General features: G+C 61.6%; 12 protein-coding genes and 2 pseudogenes. 5 read left to right on the top strand and 9 right to left on the bottom strand.

Annotation, left to right across the window (positions count from 1 at the left end; genetic code table 11):
• Positions 1–18 precede the first annotated feature (18 nt).
• The 9 genes from V5B39_RS03270 to V5B39_RS03230 form a co-directional block, all read right to left on the bottom strand.
• A complete protein-coding gene (locus tag V5B39_RS03270) occupies positions 19–648 on the bottom strand; it encodes a DUF4276 family protein (RefSeq protein ID WP_332341426.1) in 630 nt (209 codons plus the stop codon).
• On the bottom strand, positions 645–1,850 hold the full coding sequence (locus V5B39_RS03265) for an AAA family ATPase (protein ID WP_332341424.1): 1,206 nt from the start codon (positions 1,848–1,850) through the stop codon (positions 645–647). Before V5B39_RS03265 ends, V5B39_RS03270 begins: the two co-directional genes overlap by 4 nt.
• A 17-nt stretch (positions 1,851–1,867) precedes the next feature.
• Complete coding sequence (locus V5B39_RS03260) at positions 1,868–2,971, bottom strand: hypothetical protein (protein ID WP_332341422.1); 1,104 nt, start codon at positions 2,969–2,971, stop codon at positions 1,868–1,870.
• Positions 2,964–4,760 carry an AAA family ATPase gene (locus tag V5B39_RS03255; RefSeq protein ID WP_332341419.1) on the bottom strand — a complete coding sequence of 599 codons (1,797 nt, stop codon included), beginning with the start codon at positions 4,758–4,760 and terminating at the stop codon, positions 2,964–2,966. Before V5B39_RS03255 ends, V5B39_RS03260 begins: the two co-directional genes overlap by 8 nt.
• On the bottom strand, positions 4,757–6,481 hold the full coding sequence (locus V5B39_RS03250; RefSeq protein ID WP_332341417.1) for a restriction endonuclease subunit S: 1,725 nt from the start codon (positions 6,479–6,481) through the stop codon (positions 4,757–4,759). The genes V5B39_RS03255 and V5B39_RS03250 overlap by 4 nt, the downstream gene beginning before the upstream one ends.
• Positions 6,478–8,925, bottom strand: coding sequence for a type I restriction-modification system subunit M (locus tag V5B39_RS03245; RefSeq protein WP_332341416.1), 2,448 nt, complete (start codon positions 8,923–8,925; stop codon positions 6,478–6,480). Before V5B39_RS03245 ends, V5B39_RS03250 begins: the two co-directional genes overlap by 4 nt.
• A gap of 20 nt (positions 8,926–8,945) precedes the next feature.
• On the bottom strand, positions 8,946–11,573 hold the full coding sequence (locus V5B39_RS03240; protein WP_434735646.1) for a DEAD/DEAH box helicase family protein: 2,628 nt from the start codon (positions 11,571–11,573) through the stop codon (positions 8,946–8,948).
• Between the two features lie 176 nt (positions 11,574–11,749).
• Positions 11,750–12,037: a hypothetical protein gene (locus tag V5B39_RS03235; RefSeq protein ID WP_332341412.1), complete on the bottom strand. Its 288-nt coding sequence runs from the start codon at positions 12,035–12,037 to the stop codon at positions 11,750–11,752.
• A gap of 39 nt (positions 12,038–12,076) precedes the next feature.
• Positions 12,077–12,499, bottom strand: a complete 423-nt coding sequence (locus V5B39_RS03230; protein ID WP_332341411.1) for a transposase zinc-binding domain-containing protein — start codon at positions 12,497–12,499, stop codon at positions 12,077–12,079.
• Between the two features lie 53 nt (positions 12,500–12,552).
• Between V5B39_RS03230 and V5B39_RS03225 the strand changes: the two are divergent.
• From V5B39_RS03225 to V5B39_RS03205, 5 genes and pseudogenes are all read left to right on the top strand, one after another.
• Positions 12,553–12,696: pseudogene (locus tag V5B39_RS03225) on the top strand (5-(carboxyamino)imidazole ribonucleotide synthase); the annotation flags it as partial.
• Positions 12,686–13,729, top strand: a complete 1,044-nt coding sequence (locus V5B39_RS03220) for an L-threonylcarbamoyladenylate synthase (RefSeq protein WP_332341409.1) — start codon at positions 12,686–12,688, stop codon at positions 13,727–13,729. The pseudogene V5B39_RS03225 and the gene V5B39_RS03220, both read left to right, overlap by 11 nt.
• A gap of 98 nt (positions 13,730–13,827) precedes the next feature.
• A protein-coding gene (locus tag V5B39_RS03215; RefSeq protein ID WP_332341408.1) for an IS3 family transposase occupies positions 13,828–15,005 on the top strand; the annotation gives its coding sequence in 2 pieces (ribosomal slippage) (positions 13,828–14,077 and positions 14,077–15,005; 1,179 coding nt in all).
• Positions 15,006–15,226: 221 nt separating this feature from the next.
• Positions 15,227–15,706, top strand: coding sequence for a nuclear transport factor 2 family protein (locus V5B39_RS03210; protein ID WP_332341407.1), 480 nt, complete (start codon positions 15,227–15,229; stop codon positions 15,704–15,706).
• Positions 15,707–15,834: 128 nt separating this feature from the next.
• A pseudogene (locus V5B39_RS03205) lies at positions 15,835–16,061 on the top strand (hypothetical protein); the annotation flags it as partial.

Genomic DNA, 16,061 nt, shown 5'->3' with positions numbered 1-16,061 from the left:
TCCAGCCGTCTGGCGATCTCACGCCGGCGGCTCATCGCTCGCCTCCCGCAACCCTGCACATGCGAAGGCCATCTGCCTTGCCCACTCGCTGCAGAGCTTGCGAAAAGATCGGCTGCGGGCGAACGCCTGCTGCAGGTCCATGCGCGCCGAAAAAGCCGGCTGGTCGGTCGTTTCCCCGTAACTGCCACCGCACATGTGCGCCGTGATCCACCCCTTGGCGTTGCGCGGACCTTCGGCGTCAATCGCTTCAGCAGGCTTGAATGCGAAACCGCGTTGACCAGCGAGCGACCCAGCTGCGGCGATGAACCAGGCCTCGTATTCCCTGTTGGCGAGCACGACCGACACCCGACGGTGCGGAACGTATGCAGTTGCTCGCTCGAGAATCTGTTTCCCCAACTCAGCCGGACAGTCATCATCGGCGTCGAGCAGCACGAGAATCCAACCGTTTTCGCCACACTTGGCGGCGGCTAGCAGCAAGTGTCGGCGGAATTCATCGTCCCGATTCAGGAATCGATCCCGATGAACGCGAATCGGCGGTAGCGCCTGCAAATGGACATCCGGAGTGCGCCAGGCGTTGATCCGTCGCAGCAGAATTGGCAGCGCGGCCACCTCGCCGGCGCCCTCGACGATGGCGGCGACCGCAATCACGGCTCGACCTCGCCAAACAGATCAGCCTGTTCCTGTGCCTGGGCCGCAAGCACCGCCCGATCAGGCGCCAGTTGATTCAGGCGCAGGAGTTCTCCGGCCGAAAAAAGCTGGTCGCGCATCGCCATGCGCGCGGCTTCGTCCAACGGCGCAATGCGCGTCTCGCCGCCCTCGGAAACCACTGCCAGCAAGGCGTCGGCACTCAAGGACAGATCGTCGAGCAAGTCCGGGCTGTGACTGGTAACGATGACCTGGGTGTCTTGCGAGGCGCGCGCCAGCGCCTCGCGCAAGGCCGCACTGGCGGCCGGGTGAAGCGCCGTTTCGGGCTCCTCGATACCCACCAGCGATGGCGCGTAATCCCGGTTGCCCTGGAACAGCGCCGTCAACACACCGAGCGCTCGCAGCGTACCGTCGGACATGTTCTGCGCCGGAAATCGCCACGGATGTTTTGCTCCAGCCATGTCCTGGCGGAACTCCAGGGTTTCCATCGGCCCGATCGGCTTGCGCTCGACGCCGTGAACCATCGGTGCAACCGTCTGAAGATATTCCTGGATGATCTCCAGCCTGTCGGCGGCGACCCGTTCCAGATGCCCGATCACGCTCGCGATGTTTTCCCCCACGGGCTTGAGCAAGCGCCCCTCCTGTGGCTTCTGCAACTCGCGCATCAACTTCGGATTCAGGTTGTAGAAACCCATCGCCGTCAAGGCATCGAATGCCGGGCGAAACACCGCCATTCCCGACGCCGCCACCAACGCCAGACGATCGGCGGTTACCGCTGGAAAGGTCCCCTCGCTGCTGGCTTTGAGGTTGCCGCGCTCGATACGGAAGAACGGACCCTTGCCGACACCGCCCAGCACGCACTCCTCGAATTGCACCTCGTAACCGCGGCCCGCCAGCGCGCCGATGTTGAAGGCGTAGTGGCCGGCTTGCCCGTTGCTCAACGCGAACTCGAGCCGGATGCCGAAGTTGGTCGGGTGACCGCTGGATCGCCGCCGCACTTCGTTCAATCCGCCCCGTTCGTTCAGGGCATTGTCGAGAGAAGCGGCCAGAGCGTCCCGTACCAGGTGCAGGGCGTCCAGGAAATTGCTCTTGCCCGATCCGTTGGCCCCCACCAGATAGGTGAGCGGGTTGAGGCGGACGTCGCAGTAGCCAATGCTCTTGTAGTTGCGCAGGACCACACGCGTGAGAAAAACCGAGTCAATCATTCCTGCTCCTTCTTAATTCATGTGTCCAAGCCCAACTCGGTTTGCCAGGCTGCCACTCTGGACTGTTCGAGCATGGCTGCGCACAAAACGCGATGCACTTCGTGGAACGGCTCCGTGGGTACAAGGTCGTTCTGCACGGTCAGCAGATGTGCCCGGATTTCCGCCTGCGTGTGTTCTGCCTGACCACGAGCTATCCGACGCCTCTCGCGGCCAATCAGCACGCTCTGCTGCTTCGCGTACTCGGCCTTGAACTCGCGGGTCCACCGGCTTGCCAGGTTCAGCAGCTTGTCAAGGTTGGTCACCCTTGCCGTGTCAGCGGCATCGGTAGCCGCGCAGGTGATCGACCGCGTTTGCAGCACATAGTCGAGATGCAAGGCGCCGTGTCCCGGACGCAGGTACGGGTGGAACCAGTCATCAAAAACCCCTTGCGTGTGCACCGGTTGATCACCTTTGTTTGACGTTGAATTGCACTCGCCGCAAATCGGCAGGAGGTTGTCTGCGCACACGCTCAACAGCGGAAAGGCACTCACGGCGATCCAGTGGTCCACTTCAGGCGTCTGACCGAGTGGCCCGCCGCATAGAACACACACTTCTCTGGCGTGGGCGACAGGGTTCAGTTGGTGTGCCGCTCGAAACGCCTGTAGAAACCCTGCATAAGTCATTCCACCGCTGCTCACCGGCGTACCGTTTGCCGCGTAGGGCAAGCCGCTGCGCAGGCCTTTCCGGTAGAAGGCTTCCATCAGTTCCCTGAAGGCCTGCCAGGCGGCGTCCGGGATTTCCGGCTTGCTCCGTGGCCAGGCCGACGGGTTCGGCTGGAACTGGGCAGCGAGCGCCGCGACTGCCTGTCCCCAGGTGCGCAAGGCCGCCTTCTCGGCGAGGGACATCCCCGCAATCACCAGTGCCCTGTCCAGGAGTGTTCGACCGCCATCGGCCTTCTGCAAGAAGTGCCACAGCCAATCCGCTTCAATCTGCGTCGGCACGCGCGGGGGCTGCAGGTTGGCCTGCGTAATCTCGCCGGCGCTGACTGCCGGATCGCACAGCCAGGCCAGCAACTGCTCTTGCAGACGGCGACAGGCATGCAGCGCAGCGCCGCAAAAGGGCTGCACGATTGGCCTAAGCATTGCCCTTGCCGCGCCAGGTATTCAGCAGGGTGCGCAACTCGCTGCGGTAGAAACCCGAGCCCATTCGAGCGATCCGCTGTTCCAGTTGTTGAATGTCGGCAGGCGTCCCCGTCGCCTGCCGCAGCTTGCCCTCGATGAACTCTTGCGCCCGCTTGCCGATGCTGTCGTCGGCCTCGAAGACGGTCATCATCAAGGCGCTCGGGTCGGTGGCGAAGGTCTGTTGGTCCACCGAGCGTACGCTTGATCCGTCCGGCGTTTTCTCGACCATCACGATCTCGTCGTTGAACACGTCGGAGAGCACGATGGCCGAGTGTGTGGAGATCAAGACGTCGTTGGCCGTATTGCCAATCGCGTCATCAATGATGTCGATGATTTCGCGTTTCCACTTGTCGTTGAAATGCGTTTCCGGTTCGTCGAGCAGCAGCAGCGCATCGTGTTGGCCTTGGAGCAAATGGAACAGGGCCATTCGCCCCAACACCATCTGCTCGCCATCGGAGAGTTCCTCGTAGCGCAACACGCCAACGTCCTGGTCTTGCGCGCTCGGGCTGGTATCTGAACCAACTTTCGCTTGTCGCCGCAAGCGCAACTCGACATCGTCAAACAATCCGGCCTGATGCAGATCCGCCAGCCTGGCAAACCGCTCAAAGGCCGTTACGTCACGCCCGCCAAGCAGCGACCACAGCGCTTCGCCCTGCGTCGTGCTGATGCTCAGGCCGTCGTTGGGCATCAGCGTTGGCACATCCTGGCCGCTGAATGTCCCCTTGAGGTCAAAATAGAGCGTGCGACGCGATTCGGTGGGATGTGGCTCGCCAATCACCTCGCCGGCACACAACAGCCAGTCGTGCGCCGTCTCGCGCAAGACCCGGCTCCAGGACCTGGCTTGCAGACGACAACGGAAGGCCACCGACACCAGGTGATGCCAGCCGCCGCGCTCCAGCAGGGCTTGCAGTGGCGAAATACTGTAGGCGCCACCAATCAGAGCATCCACTTCAGCGCTTCGTGGATAGTCCGCCGTTGCCACGAAGGCCTCCGGCAGCGCTACGGCCAGCAGGGCGCACTTGAGCAAGATCGGATTCAACAGGATGGGGCGTCGGAACAGGGCAGACGGCAAGGTCGTCACCGAAGTGGCCTCATCCGGCCCAAGCTCTGTAACTTCCTCTTGCTCGCCAGTCGGAAGCATGACTTCCTGGGCATCTGTCCAGCCGACCGGCCGTTCGCTGGCGGGGTCGTGGATATCCTCGGCGGTGCCCGAGTCGAAGCCCGAGGCATCGTGGTGGCGGTGCCAGATCGATCGCCACGGCCGCAGATCGCCGGTGGTATAGGCCAGGACGGCCTTCGGCAAGGCAATGCCGGCACTCTGCGGCCAGGAACCCTGCCGGATCAGTGGAGTGAAACCCTCCGGGCCGCGGGCCGCGCTGGCGCGCATCAGGGTGATGGCGTCTTCGAAGCGCTCGGCGGACGTGTCATCGGGCCAATGAAAACCCTCGGATACCCACAGGCTGGCCTCGCCCCTGGTGCCGGGGCAATCGACCACCAACGTGTAGTGATCCGGCCGGCCGCGGCGGCCCAACTCGTAGATCAGACTGACCGGGAACGGCGGCAAGCGCTCGTCGGCCAACGCCAGAAAGACTTCGGCCACCGCGCGCAGCAGGTTGGACTTGCCGCTGCCGTTCACGCCGACGACAAAGCGGATGGCGCACTCGCGCTGCAACGGCGATCCGCTGGCGAAACGCAGCGCCAGGTCCTTGATCGGTGGGTAATGGCGCAGATGCAGATAGCGCAGCCTCATTCATCCACCTCTCCAGGAGGAGAGAGAGCACGACGCAAAGCCTCGACATCCGCGAACTGCGTATGTTCGTCGTCGCGCAGCGGCCGGAAGGCTTGCAGGTACTGGCGCTCGAGCGTGAGGGGGTTGACGTGGGGCAGCGTGATCCTGGCAATCAGACCGAGAGCGGCCAACTGGCTCAGCGTGCGGCGAATGCGGTCGGGTGAGTACGAGAAGCCGGCCAATTGCTCGGTGAGGGCGTCGTCGGCGCAGAACGCGGCAAACGCGTCCGGGTCGTCGGCCAGCAATGGCTGGGCCGTGTAGGCGACGAAGGCGGAGAACACACGTTGCTGAAACTCGCTCAGTTCGTCGAGCAGCCAGCGGCGGTGGGTTGGTGCTTGCGTCGTGGCAGCACGGGTGTTCAAGGTGGGACCATCAGCAAGGGGTCTTATCACCTTGGCACATCGTTCGCGTAGCAGTTCATCACGCGCTCTTGTGGCATTCAAGATTTCTGCATCATGTTGTTTGCGCCAACCCTCGGTAAGCTCACCGCTGAACGCCTGTTGTGTCACCAGAGCACGAAGCTCTTCAAAGTGCCCTACTTTGCTCAGCATCTCCGTGCGCAGAGCTTCGATTTGCGTCACCAGGCGGGCAAAGTTCTCTTGTAGAGGCAATGGGGGCAGTGGAACGGTGAGGCGTCCCAAGTCTGTTGGGCTGACATTAGCCATGCTGACCGCTTGCTTGGCGGCATTTACCAGTCGGTACTTGCCGTAGGCACTGTTCAGCGTTGCCCAAAGGTATTCGGGCAACATTCCATGTTTCAAGCGAAATCGAACCAAGTAAGACGCAAAGCTAAAGTTCTCTTTCGTGCCCCGCCAGACCGCACACTTGCCGACCAACTCTTTCGAGTTCGTGCGGTTGAAAAGGAGATCGCCATTTTTTAGGATCGTGCTGTCAGCGTCCCGCTTTGACAGGTTTGCATACTTCAAGTCGGACAGATCTAACCATCCGCTGGTCGTGATGCTGTTCATCCTGAGGACAGCGTGAGAGCCTCTTCCCTCCATTGCTTCCGATACACCGTACTGGGAGTCGTCGACGTACTCAGAGATGCGTACGGAGTCGCGCAGTCCATCAGGGGTATACCAGGCGCCGAAGTGTTCCCAGTAGATTGTTCTCACCAACTGATCAATTTTTTCACTGATTAAGCGCTTGGTTTTGGCCAAATCCTCTGCCCCCTGCAGCACATCGACGATGCGCTGCTGTTCGGGTAGGGCAGGGAGTGGGATTTTGAATGACGCCAGCGCGGCCCCTTCAATTCCTGCTTGACTCACCCATCGCTTTGCTCGGGTTTTCGAATAACCCATTGACCAGAGCAAGTGTAGATAACTGCCGAGGAAGGCGGGGTTGATCAGCGAAGTGTCCGCACGTAAGCGCGTCATGTGATTTGAAAAAACGTATTCGCCCTCTTGGTCGAACACAGCGGTTTTCCCGACCCACTCTTCGCTGTTCGTGTTATTGAAAACAACATCATTGACGGCAAGCCGGCACCTCTCAAGTTCCTTGGCGCTGGCAGAGACATGTTTGATGCCCTCAAGCGTAATTTTCCCTTCAGGGGTGATGTTGTGGGTCCGAATCTGTGGTGTCATGCCATCATCGTCCTCGCCGGGCTTCTGTGCAAAGCCCGACTGTAAATCGACGACCACTCTTCCAACTGTTGATTCAATCCAACCCTCAGGCAAGCTCATTCCCGCCCCTCCACCATCGCCAGCAGCTTGTCGAGTCCGCTGATGATTTGCTGCTCGGTGTTGCGCAGTTCAGCAAGCAACTGGCTGACGCTCTTGTCACTCTTGAGCTGGGTGAAGTCGAAGGGTTTGTACTGGCCAGCGGACAGGTTCCACTCACGGGCCTCAATGCAGTCCGGGTCGAGCAGCCCATCCTTGAGCGCACCTTTCTCGTCGTAAAGCCCGGCGGTCAACATGGCCTCAACGTACCGCGGACGGACCTGTCCGTTGGTCTCGTGCGAGCCTTGAAGAGTGCCATCCTCCGACTGCCATTCCTCATTGAGCGCCCAGTTGCGTACAGGGACGAGCCAATGTTTCGCCGCACTCAGTGGTGTGCTCTGGTCAATCGCCAGGCTGCGCAAGGTCACGTCAAAGCCGTCCAGTTTGGCGACTTCGCGGGCTATCGCTTCCACAGCAAAGGCCAGGTCATTTACCGGCTCATGTTCGCCAAACTGAACGGTGGGCGCTTCGGTGATGGCGCGTTGGTGCCAGGACAAGCCGTTGTTCCGGGCTTCTTTGGCCATTTCCTTCCACAGCGGTAGCGCGGGACCCTCTTCGGCCTCGAAAAAACGCTCGACCTCGCGCGTTGTGCGGCTGAAATCCTGTTGCGGAACCTTGATGGCCTTTTGCCAATCGGCCAGCGCCATCTCGCTATCCATGGCGGTGCCTGTGCTGCTCCACTTCTGCCACAGCGGCCGGGTGGGTGCTGCAAAGTAGCGAATCGCCAGGTCTTCGAGCGCCTTGCGGGCCGCATCACGCACCTGCGTTTCGGCTTCCCTGGGATCGGCGGGCAACTCGGGAAACAACTCATGCAGGTTCCACACCTGGCCGTCCCACATGCTGGTGTCGGCCAGTGACGAAAACGCCAGACCAGCCGGCGTGAGCTTGTCGCCGCTATCGCGCAGCAGCGCTTGACGCCAGCGCTCGGCGCGAAAACCCGGTTGCAGAAAGCTCTTCTCAAGACGCTCGGCGCCACTGCGGCCTTCGGCCAGCCAGACCTTGAACTTGACCAGCGCATCCCAGAGATCGTTGCGCTGGCCTGGACGGGGATTGCGCTTGGCATCGCGCGAAAAACCGTCCTCTTCGACTTCGTAGAACCACACGTACGCGGTTCGCGGTTTCTGCCCGGTGAAGTTTTGCTTCTCGTCGCGGCGCGTCTCCTTCCTGAAAAGCAGAATCGAGGTCTTGACGCCGGTGTAGGGTTGAAAGACGCCGCCGGGCAGCGAGATGACGCCTTCGACGACATGCTCGGTGAGCAACTCACGCCGCAGCCGCACATGCGCGTCGGTGTTGCCGAACAGCACGCCCTCGGGAATGATGACCGCGCAGCGCCCGCCGATTTGCAACAGGTCGAGCATCAGCCACAGGAACAGCAACTCGCTCTTGTTGGTGAGGGCGTCGTCCTTCTTCTTTCCCCTGTCGGCCGCACGGGGGAAAAGCTTGCTGTCCCGCTCCAGGTCATTGCTGTCTACCGTGCCGGTAAACGGGGGATTGGCCAGCACGAAGTCGTAGGACTCGGGCGTCAGCAGTTCGGCCAATTCCGGCTTGCCATCGCGTTTGCTCAGGGAGTCGCCTTGCAGCAGGTGCGGGTCGGTCACGTCGTGCAGCACCAGGTTCATCCAGCCGATGCGCGCCATGGTCCGGTCGTTGTCGAGACCGACGAAGTTGCCGCCGTGGTGTATGGCTTCGTACTGGATTCTGCTGGCGCCGGCGGCGTCGGTGCGATGCGGTGCGCCATCCCATTCCAGCACCAGGTTGTCGGGTGCCGAATACTTGCGCATCAGGTACTGTTGGGCGCTGAACAGGAAGCCGCCGGTGCCGGCGGCCGGGTCGATGATGCGCTGACCGGGCTCGGGGTCGAGCAGCTCGACCATGAAGCGGATCAAATGGCGCGGGGTGCGGAACTGGCCGTTCTTGCCTGCCGTGGCCATTTCGCTGAGCAGGTATTCAAAGGTGTCGCCCATGATGTCCTGGGCAGCGGAACTGCCACCGACACGGGCGAAGAGCTGGTCAATGGTATCAATGGCATCCGACAGGACCTTGCCCTTGTTCGGATCGAGCTGGAAGTAGGCATCGGCCATGCGGTGGTTGAGGCTCGCCAGCTCGGTGCCTTCGGCGCTGTCGCTGGAGAAGTGCTTGTCCAGTTCACGCAACCAGGGAAAGACCACTTCGATCAGATGCGAGGGGTTGGTCTTCTCCTGGCGAATGTAGCTCCACTTGCAGTTCTCCTTGCCGGCGTAGATCGACGGGAATCCCCGCTGTTGGCGCTTGCGATCGATGTCTTCCAGCCGTTTGAGAAACAGCAGATAGGTGATCTGTTCGACCGCCACCAGAGGATTGGTGAGGCCGGCGGACCAGAATCGGTTCCAGAGTTCATCGACTTTTTTCTTGATTTGCGGAGCTAGCATCTAAGGTTTTCCTGTTGGGTTCAGGCCGCTTCCGTGTCCAACCGATTGGCGAAGTCGACGAGTTCTTGAATATCCTGCGCGGGAAAGATCGCCTCGACGCGTCCGACGCGCGACAGCGGCGGCTCGCTGAGCGCGGCGCGGGTGATGCGGCCATGCCGCATCACCGCGGCCTTGACTGCACGCAGGAAATTGAGTTGATTGGCGCGCAGGTAGCCGTGTTGGGCAATGAAGGCATCGAACGCGGCATTGACGCGTTCCTCGCGATTCGGCAAGTGCGCGTCCTGGCAGAGGATGTGGCGCAGGAAATCGGCGAGTGACGCGGCCGGCGCCTCAAAGGCCTTGCGCAAGGTGTCTTCGGTGACAAACAGATCGGCCTGGTTGAGCGTCTGGCTGACGCGCTCGAGTTCGCCCTCCGAAAGGATTTCGCCTTTCTTGAGCCTGGCCAGTTCCGGCAACTGGTCTGCCAGACGACGGACCAGGGCTTCGACCTGCTCCCGGTAGCTTGCGGCAAAGGCCCCCTCCCCGGTGGGACCGTAGATGATCCAGGATCGCTCGGTGATGGTGTCGGGCAGGTCGATTTCGACCGTCGTGCCGGGCAGCGCAATTCGGTAGCGCATCAAGGGCGCAAAGGTGCCTTGCAGCGTGGCCAGCCGGGCGAGATCCAGGTGCTGCCAGAAGCCTGCCGAGCGAACCCAGGCACGTTGTTCCTGCACGCGTTGTACCGCAGGAATGTTGTCGGCGAGGCTGGCAATGGCTTCCAGGATGCGTGCCTTGACCTTGGCTTGTTCTCCCCGATCGGACTTCAACCAGGCAACGCCAAGTCGTTCGCACCAGATACGGAACTGGAGTTCATCAAGCCCGCAGAGCGGGGCGAGGCGCAGGAGCGGTGCGATGGTCTTGCTCAGGTGCTCCTGCACCGCCTGGCTGGGGGCTGGCCACTGCTGCAGCAGCGCGTCGAGTTCGTCCCAGTGGGGGCGCACGTCGATACTCTGCCGTGGCAGCGCGGCCAACATCGCCTGCAGTTCATCGACGACAGGCTGTGTGTTTTCCCGCTGGGCGTGCAGCAAGTGCCATTTTTCGAGTCGCAAGCGGAAAAGCCTGACCGGTAGCGGCTCGGAAGGGTGATCCACTTCGCCATCGGGCTTGAGCTTGAACCAGGCAAAGTTCTTCCAGTGGTCGATGATCAGAAAGTCCTGCTTGACCTCGCCAGTGGTCCTGTCGGTGTACGGGCGGGTCCCGCGTCCGATCATTTGCCAGAACTTGACCTTGCTGAAAACCGGTTTGGCAAAGACGAGGTTGCGAATGGGCGGCACGTCAATGCCGGTATCGAGCATGTCGACCGAGATCGCGACCCGCGGCATGCTTCTGTACTTGAAGTCGTCAAGCGTGGCATCGGCACGTTCCATATGGCTGTCGATAATCTCGGCCATGCCCTGGCGCTGCAGCTCGGGGTAAAGCCGGTTGAAGCTTTCGTAAAAGCGCTTGGCGTGTGCATGGCTGACGGCGAAGATGATTGCCTTGTGCGGCAGGCCACGGATATCCTTGCGGCTCTTGTCCATGAACTCGCGCACCATGGCATCGTTGGTGCCCTGGTTGACGACGCCTTTCTCGATGTCGCTGCCTTCGAAGTTGAGTTCGTCGAGTTCCACACCCTGGTCGCGAGCCATCTGCTGCAAGGGTTCGGGCAGTGCGTCGCCCTGAATGCCCTTGAGCTGGAAGTGGGTCTGGGCGTCCAGCACCCGGTAGTTGACGAGGTTTCCGTCCTCGATGGCCTGCTCGTAGCTGTAGTAGTAGGTCGGTGCGCCGTCGCCACAATCGAACAGTTCGAAAGTGTTGTGGTCGATGTAGTCGGTCGGCGTCGCGGTGAGGCCCAGCTGGATGGCGTCAAAGTGATCGAAGATGGCCTTGTAGCGCTGGTAGATCGAGCGATGGCTCTCGTCAGCGATGATCAGATCGTAATACCCGACGGACAGGCGATCGTACACCCGCATCATGCTGGGGTAGGTCGAGAACTGGATGCGTGCTCCAGAGGTTTCGCCGTTCTCGATGCGCGCGAGACTCTCGTTCGGAAGATACGACTTGAACTCCGACATGGCCTGGCGAACGAGTTCGCGCCGGTCGGCGAGGAACAGCACACGCTGCACTCGTCTGGCACGCAGCAAGGTGTCGACCAGGGCTATGGTTGTGCGGGTCTTGCCGGTGCCAGTGGCCATGACCAGCAGGAATCGGCGTTTGGCGGCATCAATGCCTTCGGTGACGCGGCGGATCGCCTCGTTCTGGTAGTCCCGACCGGCGATGCCAGGGTTGATCGCGACGTCTTGGAGCGGCTGTGCATGCCGCTGCTGGTGTCTAAGCCTCTCCAGGTCGTCGCGCGTATAAAAGCCGCCGATCTTTCTCGGCGGGTAGCGATCGAGATCCCAGAACTGGATTTCCTTGCCATTGGTAAGAAAAACGAACGGATTGATTCCGAACCGGGCCTTGATCGCAGACGCGTAATCGGCAGCCTGGCGTTTACCCACGAGTTCATCGCGAAACGTTCGCTTGGCCTCAACAACGGCCAGAGGCTGACCATCGGAACCCAGCAGAACGTAATCGGCAAACTGCCCATGACGATACGCGCTATCGGGTTGCTCGACATGCAGGATCATTTCTTCAACGAGTGTTCGTCGGCTCTTCGACCAACCGGCGCGCGCCAGCTGGGCGTCGATCAGTTCAGTGCGGGTTGAAGCTTCGCTGCGCTCGGCTGATGCCACTCCTTACTCTCCCGGTTCAGCACGTTGAGGCTGTTAGTGTATCGGACAGCGCTTCCAGTCGTCTGGCAATCTCACACCAGTGGCTCATCGCCCGCCTCCCGCAACCAGCCGGCGATGGCCTCCCGCCACGCATCCCAGCCCGCAGCCAGCCTGGGCGCCCCAGCCGCCGCCTGATGCAGCAGTCTCGCCAGCAGCTCCTGGACCGCCGCACCCGCCAAGGCGTCGAATGCTCTCTCGTCGTGGTAGGCGACCAGCCAGGCCAGCTGCTGTTCCGGCGACAGAGGTGCGAGGCGTTCCTGCTTGAGGATCTCCCGCGGCAGCCGGCCGCGCCGGATTTTGACGTCGACGCCAGCCTCCAATCGCGAGAAATGCGCAGCGCCAGCGTCTCGATCGCCGGATCATGTTTGAGGGGAAAAACGCAGACGCTTGGGAACCAACAGCACCCACTGGCGAATCGGCAACGGCGGAAAAACGGGGTCGGCCAGATGGGCAGCGGTTTCGACCATTCGCCGGGGGTTGCCAGCGGGACAGACACCACGACCTTTGCATGACCAGGCGAAGAGAAAATCGTGACCGCACTGGGCGCCTCGGGCGAGGGCAAAACCATTGGCGAGAATCCCGCAGTCGAAAGAGCGGCGGAACTCCCGTTCCACATACGCCAGACCCGCAGCGCCCTGCCGACGGTCACAAGGGATTCGAACCAGGTAGTGAGGTGCGTCTGCACGGTGCGATAGAGCACGGTACGTTCGGGCCGGCGACGGCGATAGACCGCAGTGCGAGCGGGCGCGCAGGCGGTAGCCATGGGGATTCGGATTGAGCATTCGAGATGTCGATAACTGCATGTGATTACAGCATACACTCTGGCTGTCGAGTTCTTTGTCTCCATCTCTACGGCAAGCATCACGCCCGCCCCGGTCGCAAGATGGGACACTTCACCGTTCTCGATAGTGACCCGGAACGTGCCCGGCAAGTCGCGATGGCCGCGCGCGCCGCAATCGGGATCGTCGATGCGCCCTGAAAAAAACGACCTCGATCGTGCCGTAGCGCTGCTGCAAGCCGGCGAACTGGTCGCCTTTCCGACCGAGACGGTCTATGGCCTCGGCGCCGACGCCGCCAACCCGGCCGCCGTCGCCCGGATCTTTGCGGCCAAGCGGCGGCCGGCCGATCACCCGCTGATCGTCCATCTGCCGGCTGACGGCTATCTCGACCGCTGGGCGCGGGACATTCCCAGCGTCGCCTGGGAACTCGCGGAAGCCTTCTGGCCCGGCCCGCTGACCCTGATCCTCAAGTGCGCGGCGGCAGTCCCGAAGGTCGTCACCGGCGGTCAGGACAGTGTCGGCCTGCGGGTGCCGGCGCACCCCCTGGCACTGGACCTGCTGCGCGCCTATGCCCGTGCCGGCGGCGGGCTGGCCGGCATGGGCGGCATCGCCGCACCCTCGGCCAACCGCTTCGGCCGCATCAGCCCAACCGCGGCCGCGCATGTGCGCGAGGAACTCGGCGACGCCGTCCCCCTGATCCTCGACGGCGGTCGCTGCCCGGTCGGCATCGAGTCGACGATTCTCGACCTGACCCCCGGTGAGTCGCTGCCACCGCGTCTGCTGCGCCCAGGGCGGATCACGCACGAACAGATTGCGACGGTCATCGGCGTCATGCCGCAGATCGTCACCCGTCCGCCGGATGGCGGCATGCCGCGGGTTTCCGGTTCGCTGGCCGCGCACTACGCGCCAACGACGCCACTGCGCCTGCTCCCATGCGCGCGCCTTGTCGAGGTCATCGACCTTCTGCAGCGCACGGGTCAGCGCTGCGCCGTACTCTGTCACAGTCGCTTGCCCGCCACACTGGCAGCACACGCCTGCCGCCGCCTGCCGGCCAATCCCCGCGCTTACGCCAGTGCGCTCTACGCCGCCCTGCGTGAACTGGACCAGGCCGACGCCGAGCTGATCCTCGTCGAGGAGATTCCGGCAACGCCCGTCTGGGCGGCGGTTGCCGACCGTCTGCAGCGGGCAGCGGCGGGTGGCGGCTTGAGCACGTACCCTGGAAATCTGCGCTGAGTCGAGCACGCAATTTGCACGATGCGAGACCTGAGCTTCCCCCGAAATTTCGTCTGCCCAGGGTGACCTAAAATTGAGTCACTTTTGGAAGGCAAGACATGAAGATACCGAAGCAAGCCTATACGACCGAATTCAAGGAACTGGCGGTCAAACGGGTCAAGGATGGTCAGAGCATCAGTGCCGTGGTCAAGGAACTTGGGCTGGGCGACCAGACCTTGCGTAACTGGATAAAAGCGTCAGCAGAAGGCAAGCTCACTGGAGCGGGGAGCAAAGTGGTCACACCCGAAGAGAGGGAGCTCTCCAGGCTGCGAGCCGAAAATGGCCGTCTCAAGCGGGAGAACGAAATACTAAAAAAAGCGACGGCGTACTTCGCGAAGGATGCTCTATGAAGGACGCCTGGATTGCCGAGCAGGGAAATGCGTTTGCACTGACCGAAAGGTGTGACGTGCTCGATGTCAGCATCAGCGGCTATCGTGCCTGGAAGCGTGGCGGCAGGCCGGATCGTCAGCGCCTGACCGACCGCCAGATGCTGGCGCTGATCTGCTCGATTCATGTCGAACTCAAAGGAGCCTACGGCAGCCCGCGCATGACGCGCGAGTTGCGCACCCGAGGCTTCTCGGCCAGTCAGGAACGGGTCGAACGGCTGATGCGCGACAACGGCATCCGCGCCCGCCACAAGCGGCGCTACCAGGTCACGACGGACTCCAGGCATGGTCTGCCAGTAGCAGAGAACCTTCTCTCCAGAAACTTCACACCGGCGGCGCCGAATCAAGTCTGGACGTCGGACATCACGTATCTGTGGACAGATGAAGGTTGGCTCTACCTGGCCATCGTGCTCGACCTGTTCAACCGCGAAGTCGTCGGCGGGTCGCTCAAGCCCCACATGACCGCGGACATCGTGACCGATGCGCTGACCCTGGCCTGGTTCCGCAAGAAACCAGCGCCGGGGTTGCTGCACCCCTCCGACCGGGGAAACCAGTACGCCAGTCACGCGTTTCAGGACAAGCTCAAGGAATACGGCATGATTTGCTCGATGAGCCGAAAAGGGAACTGCTGGGATAACGCACCGACGGAGAGCGGGTTCAACCGCTTCAAAAACGAGCGGGTCCATGGCGTTCGCTACGCCACACACGCCGGGATCAAAGCTGCGGCCTTTGAATACATCGAGGTCTTTTACAACAGAAAACGGCAGCATTCGACCCTCGGCTACAAGTCGCCAACGCAGTTCCTGGCGGCTTGGCTCAGCGGGCAACAGGAAGGAAAACTGGTCGCATGAAACCTACCCTTTGGCAGACGAAAAACCGAGGGAAGCTCACACGGACACCGCCGAAAAATTGTCTTGTGTTTTCCCTTCGCGTCTTCTACCCTTCAAGGGGTGTTGATTAGCCGTCGTCTTGGGTCGGGAACGTAACGCATCGATTGTGTTCAGGCCTGGACTTTTCGAGCCGATTCAGCCGGTAATTTTCCAAGCAGCCTGATTACGAAAGGAGATCATTGATGTCTGCGATGCGGAGCTTCGTCCTGGTGACGGCTGTTTGTGGGGCAATGGTTTCTCCCTGTCTGGCGGAGTCCCCGAAAACAGACCCCTTGCCCGGGGTGCAGTCCTTAGTGGAACGTCACAACAAGGCGTTTGACGCGCAGGATCTCGAGGGCGTGATGGCGACCTATTCCTCGGCGCCCGGTGCCGTCCTGTTGGGTACCGGTGCTGGCGAAGCCTATCTGGGCGGGGAAGGGATCTCCGCTGCCTACGCTCAGTTCTTTACCAAGTTCAAGCCGAACAGCATCAGCTTTAGCAACCAGTGGATTTCAACCGGTGCGAGCGGTAACATCGCCTGGTTTGCGATGACCACCACGATGAAAGCCCCCATCGACCAGGAAACGCGGGAACGCGCCTTCAACATGTCCGGAACCTTGCAAAAGGAGAAAGGCCAGTGGCGTTTTGTCAGCGTGCACTTTTCCCGGCTAGGTGCCGAGTAGCAGGGCCGGCGAAAGCATCTGAGTGAAGCGCATGAGGCCGTCGAACCGATCCGCATGATACTTTGCCTCTGGTTTGAGACCAGTTCTTACGGGGCCATGGCCGGATTTTTGCAAGCAGGAAACCGAGGTTGAACATGAACGACGACATGAAATCACAGCAGGGAACTGACGACAATACAGCCGACGACACGATGTTGATGGGGCGGAGGGACTTCCTCCGCAGTCTCAACAAGTGGTCCAAGGTCGTCATCGGCAGCGCCCTCTTCGGTGGGGCAATGTTGAAACTGGGTGCTGTGCCGGACGCCGAGGCGGGCGCCTGGGCCAACCGCGCGGGCGGAGGCGGTGCCTGGGCCAA

The sequence above is a fragment of the Accumulibacter sp. genome (assembly GCF_036625275.1).
GTDB lineage: Bacteria > Pseudomonadota > Gammaproteobacteria > Burkholderiales > Rhodocyclaceae > Accumulibacter.
The sequence above is the reverse complement of the archived record's forward strand: the minus strand, read 5'-3'. Positions and strand labels throughout refer to the sequence as shown.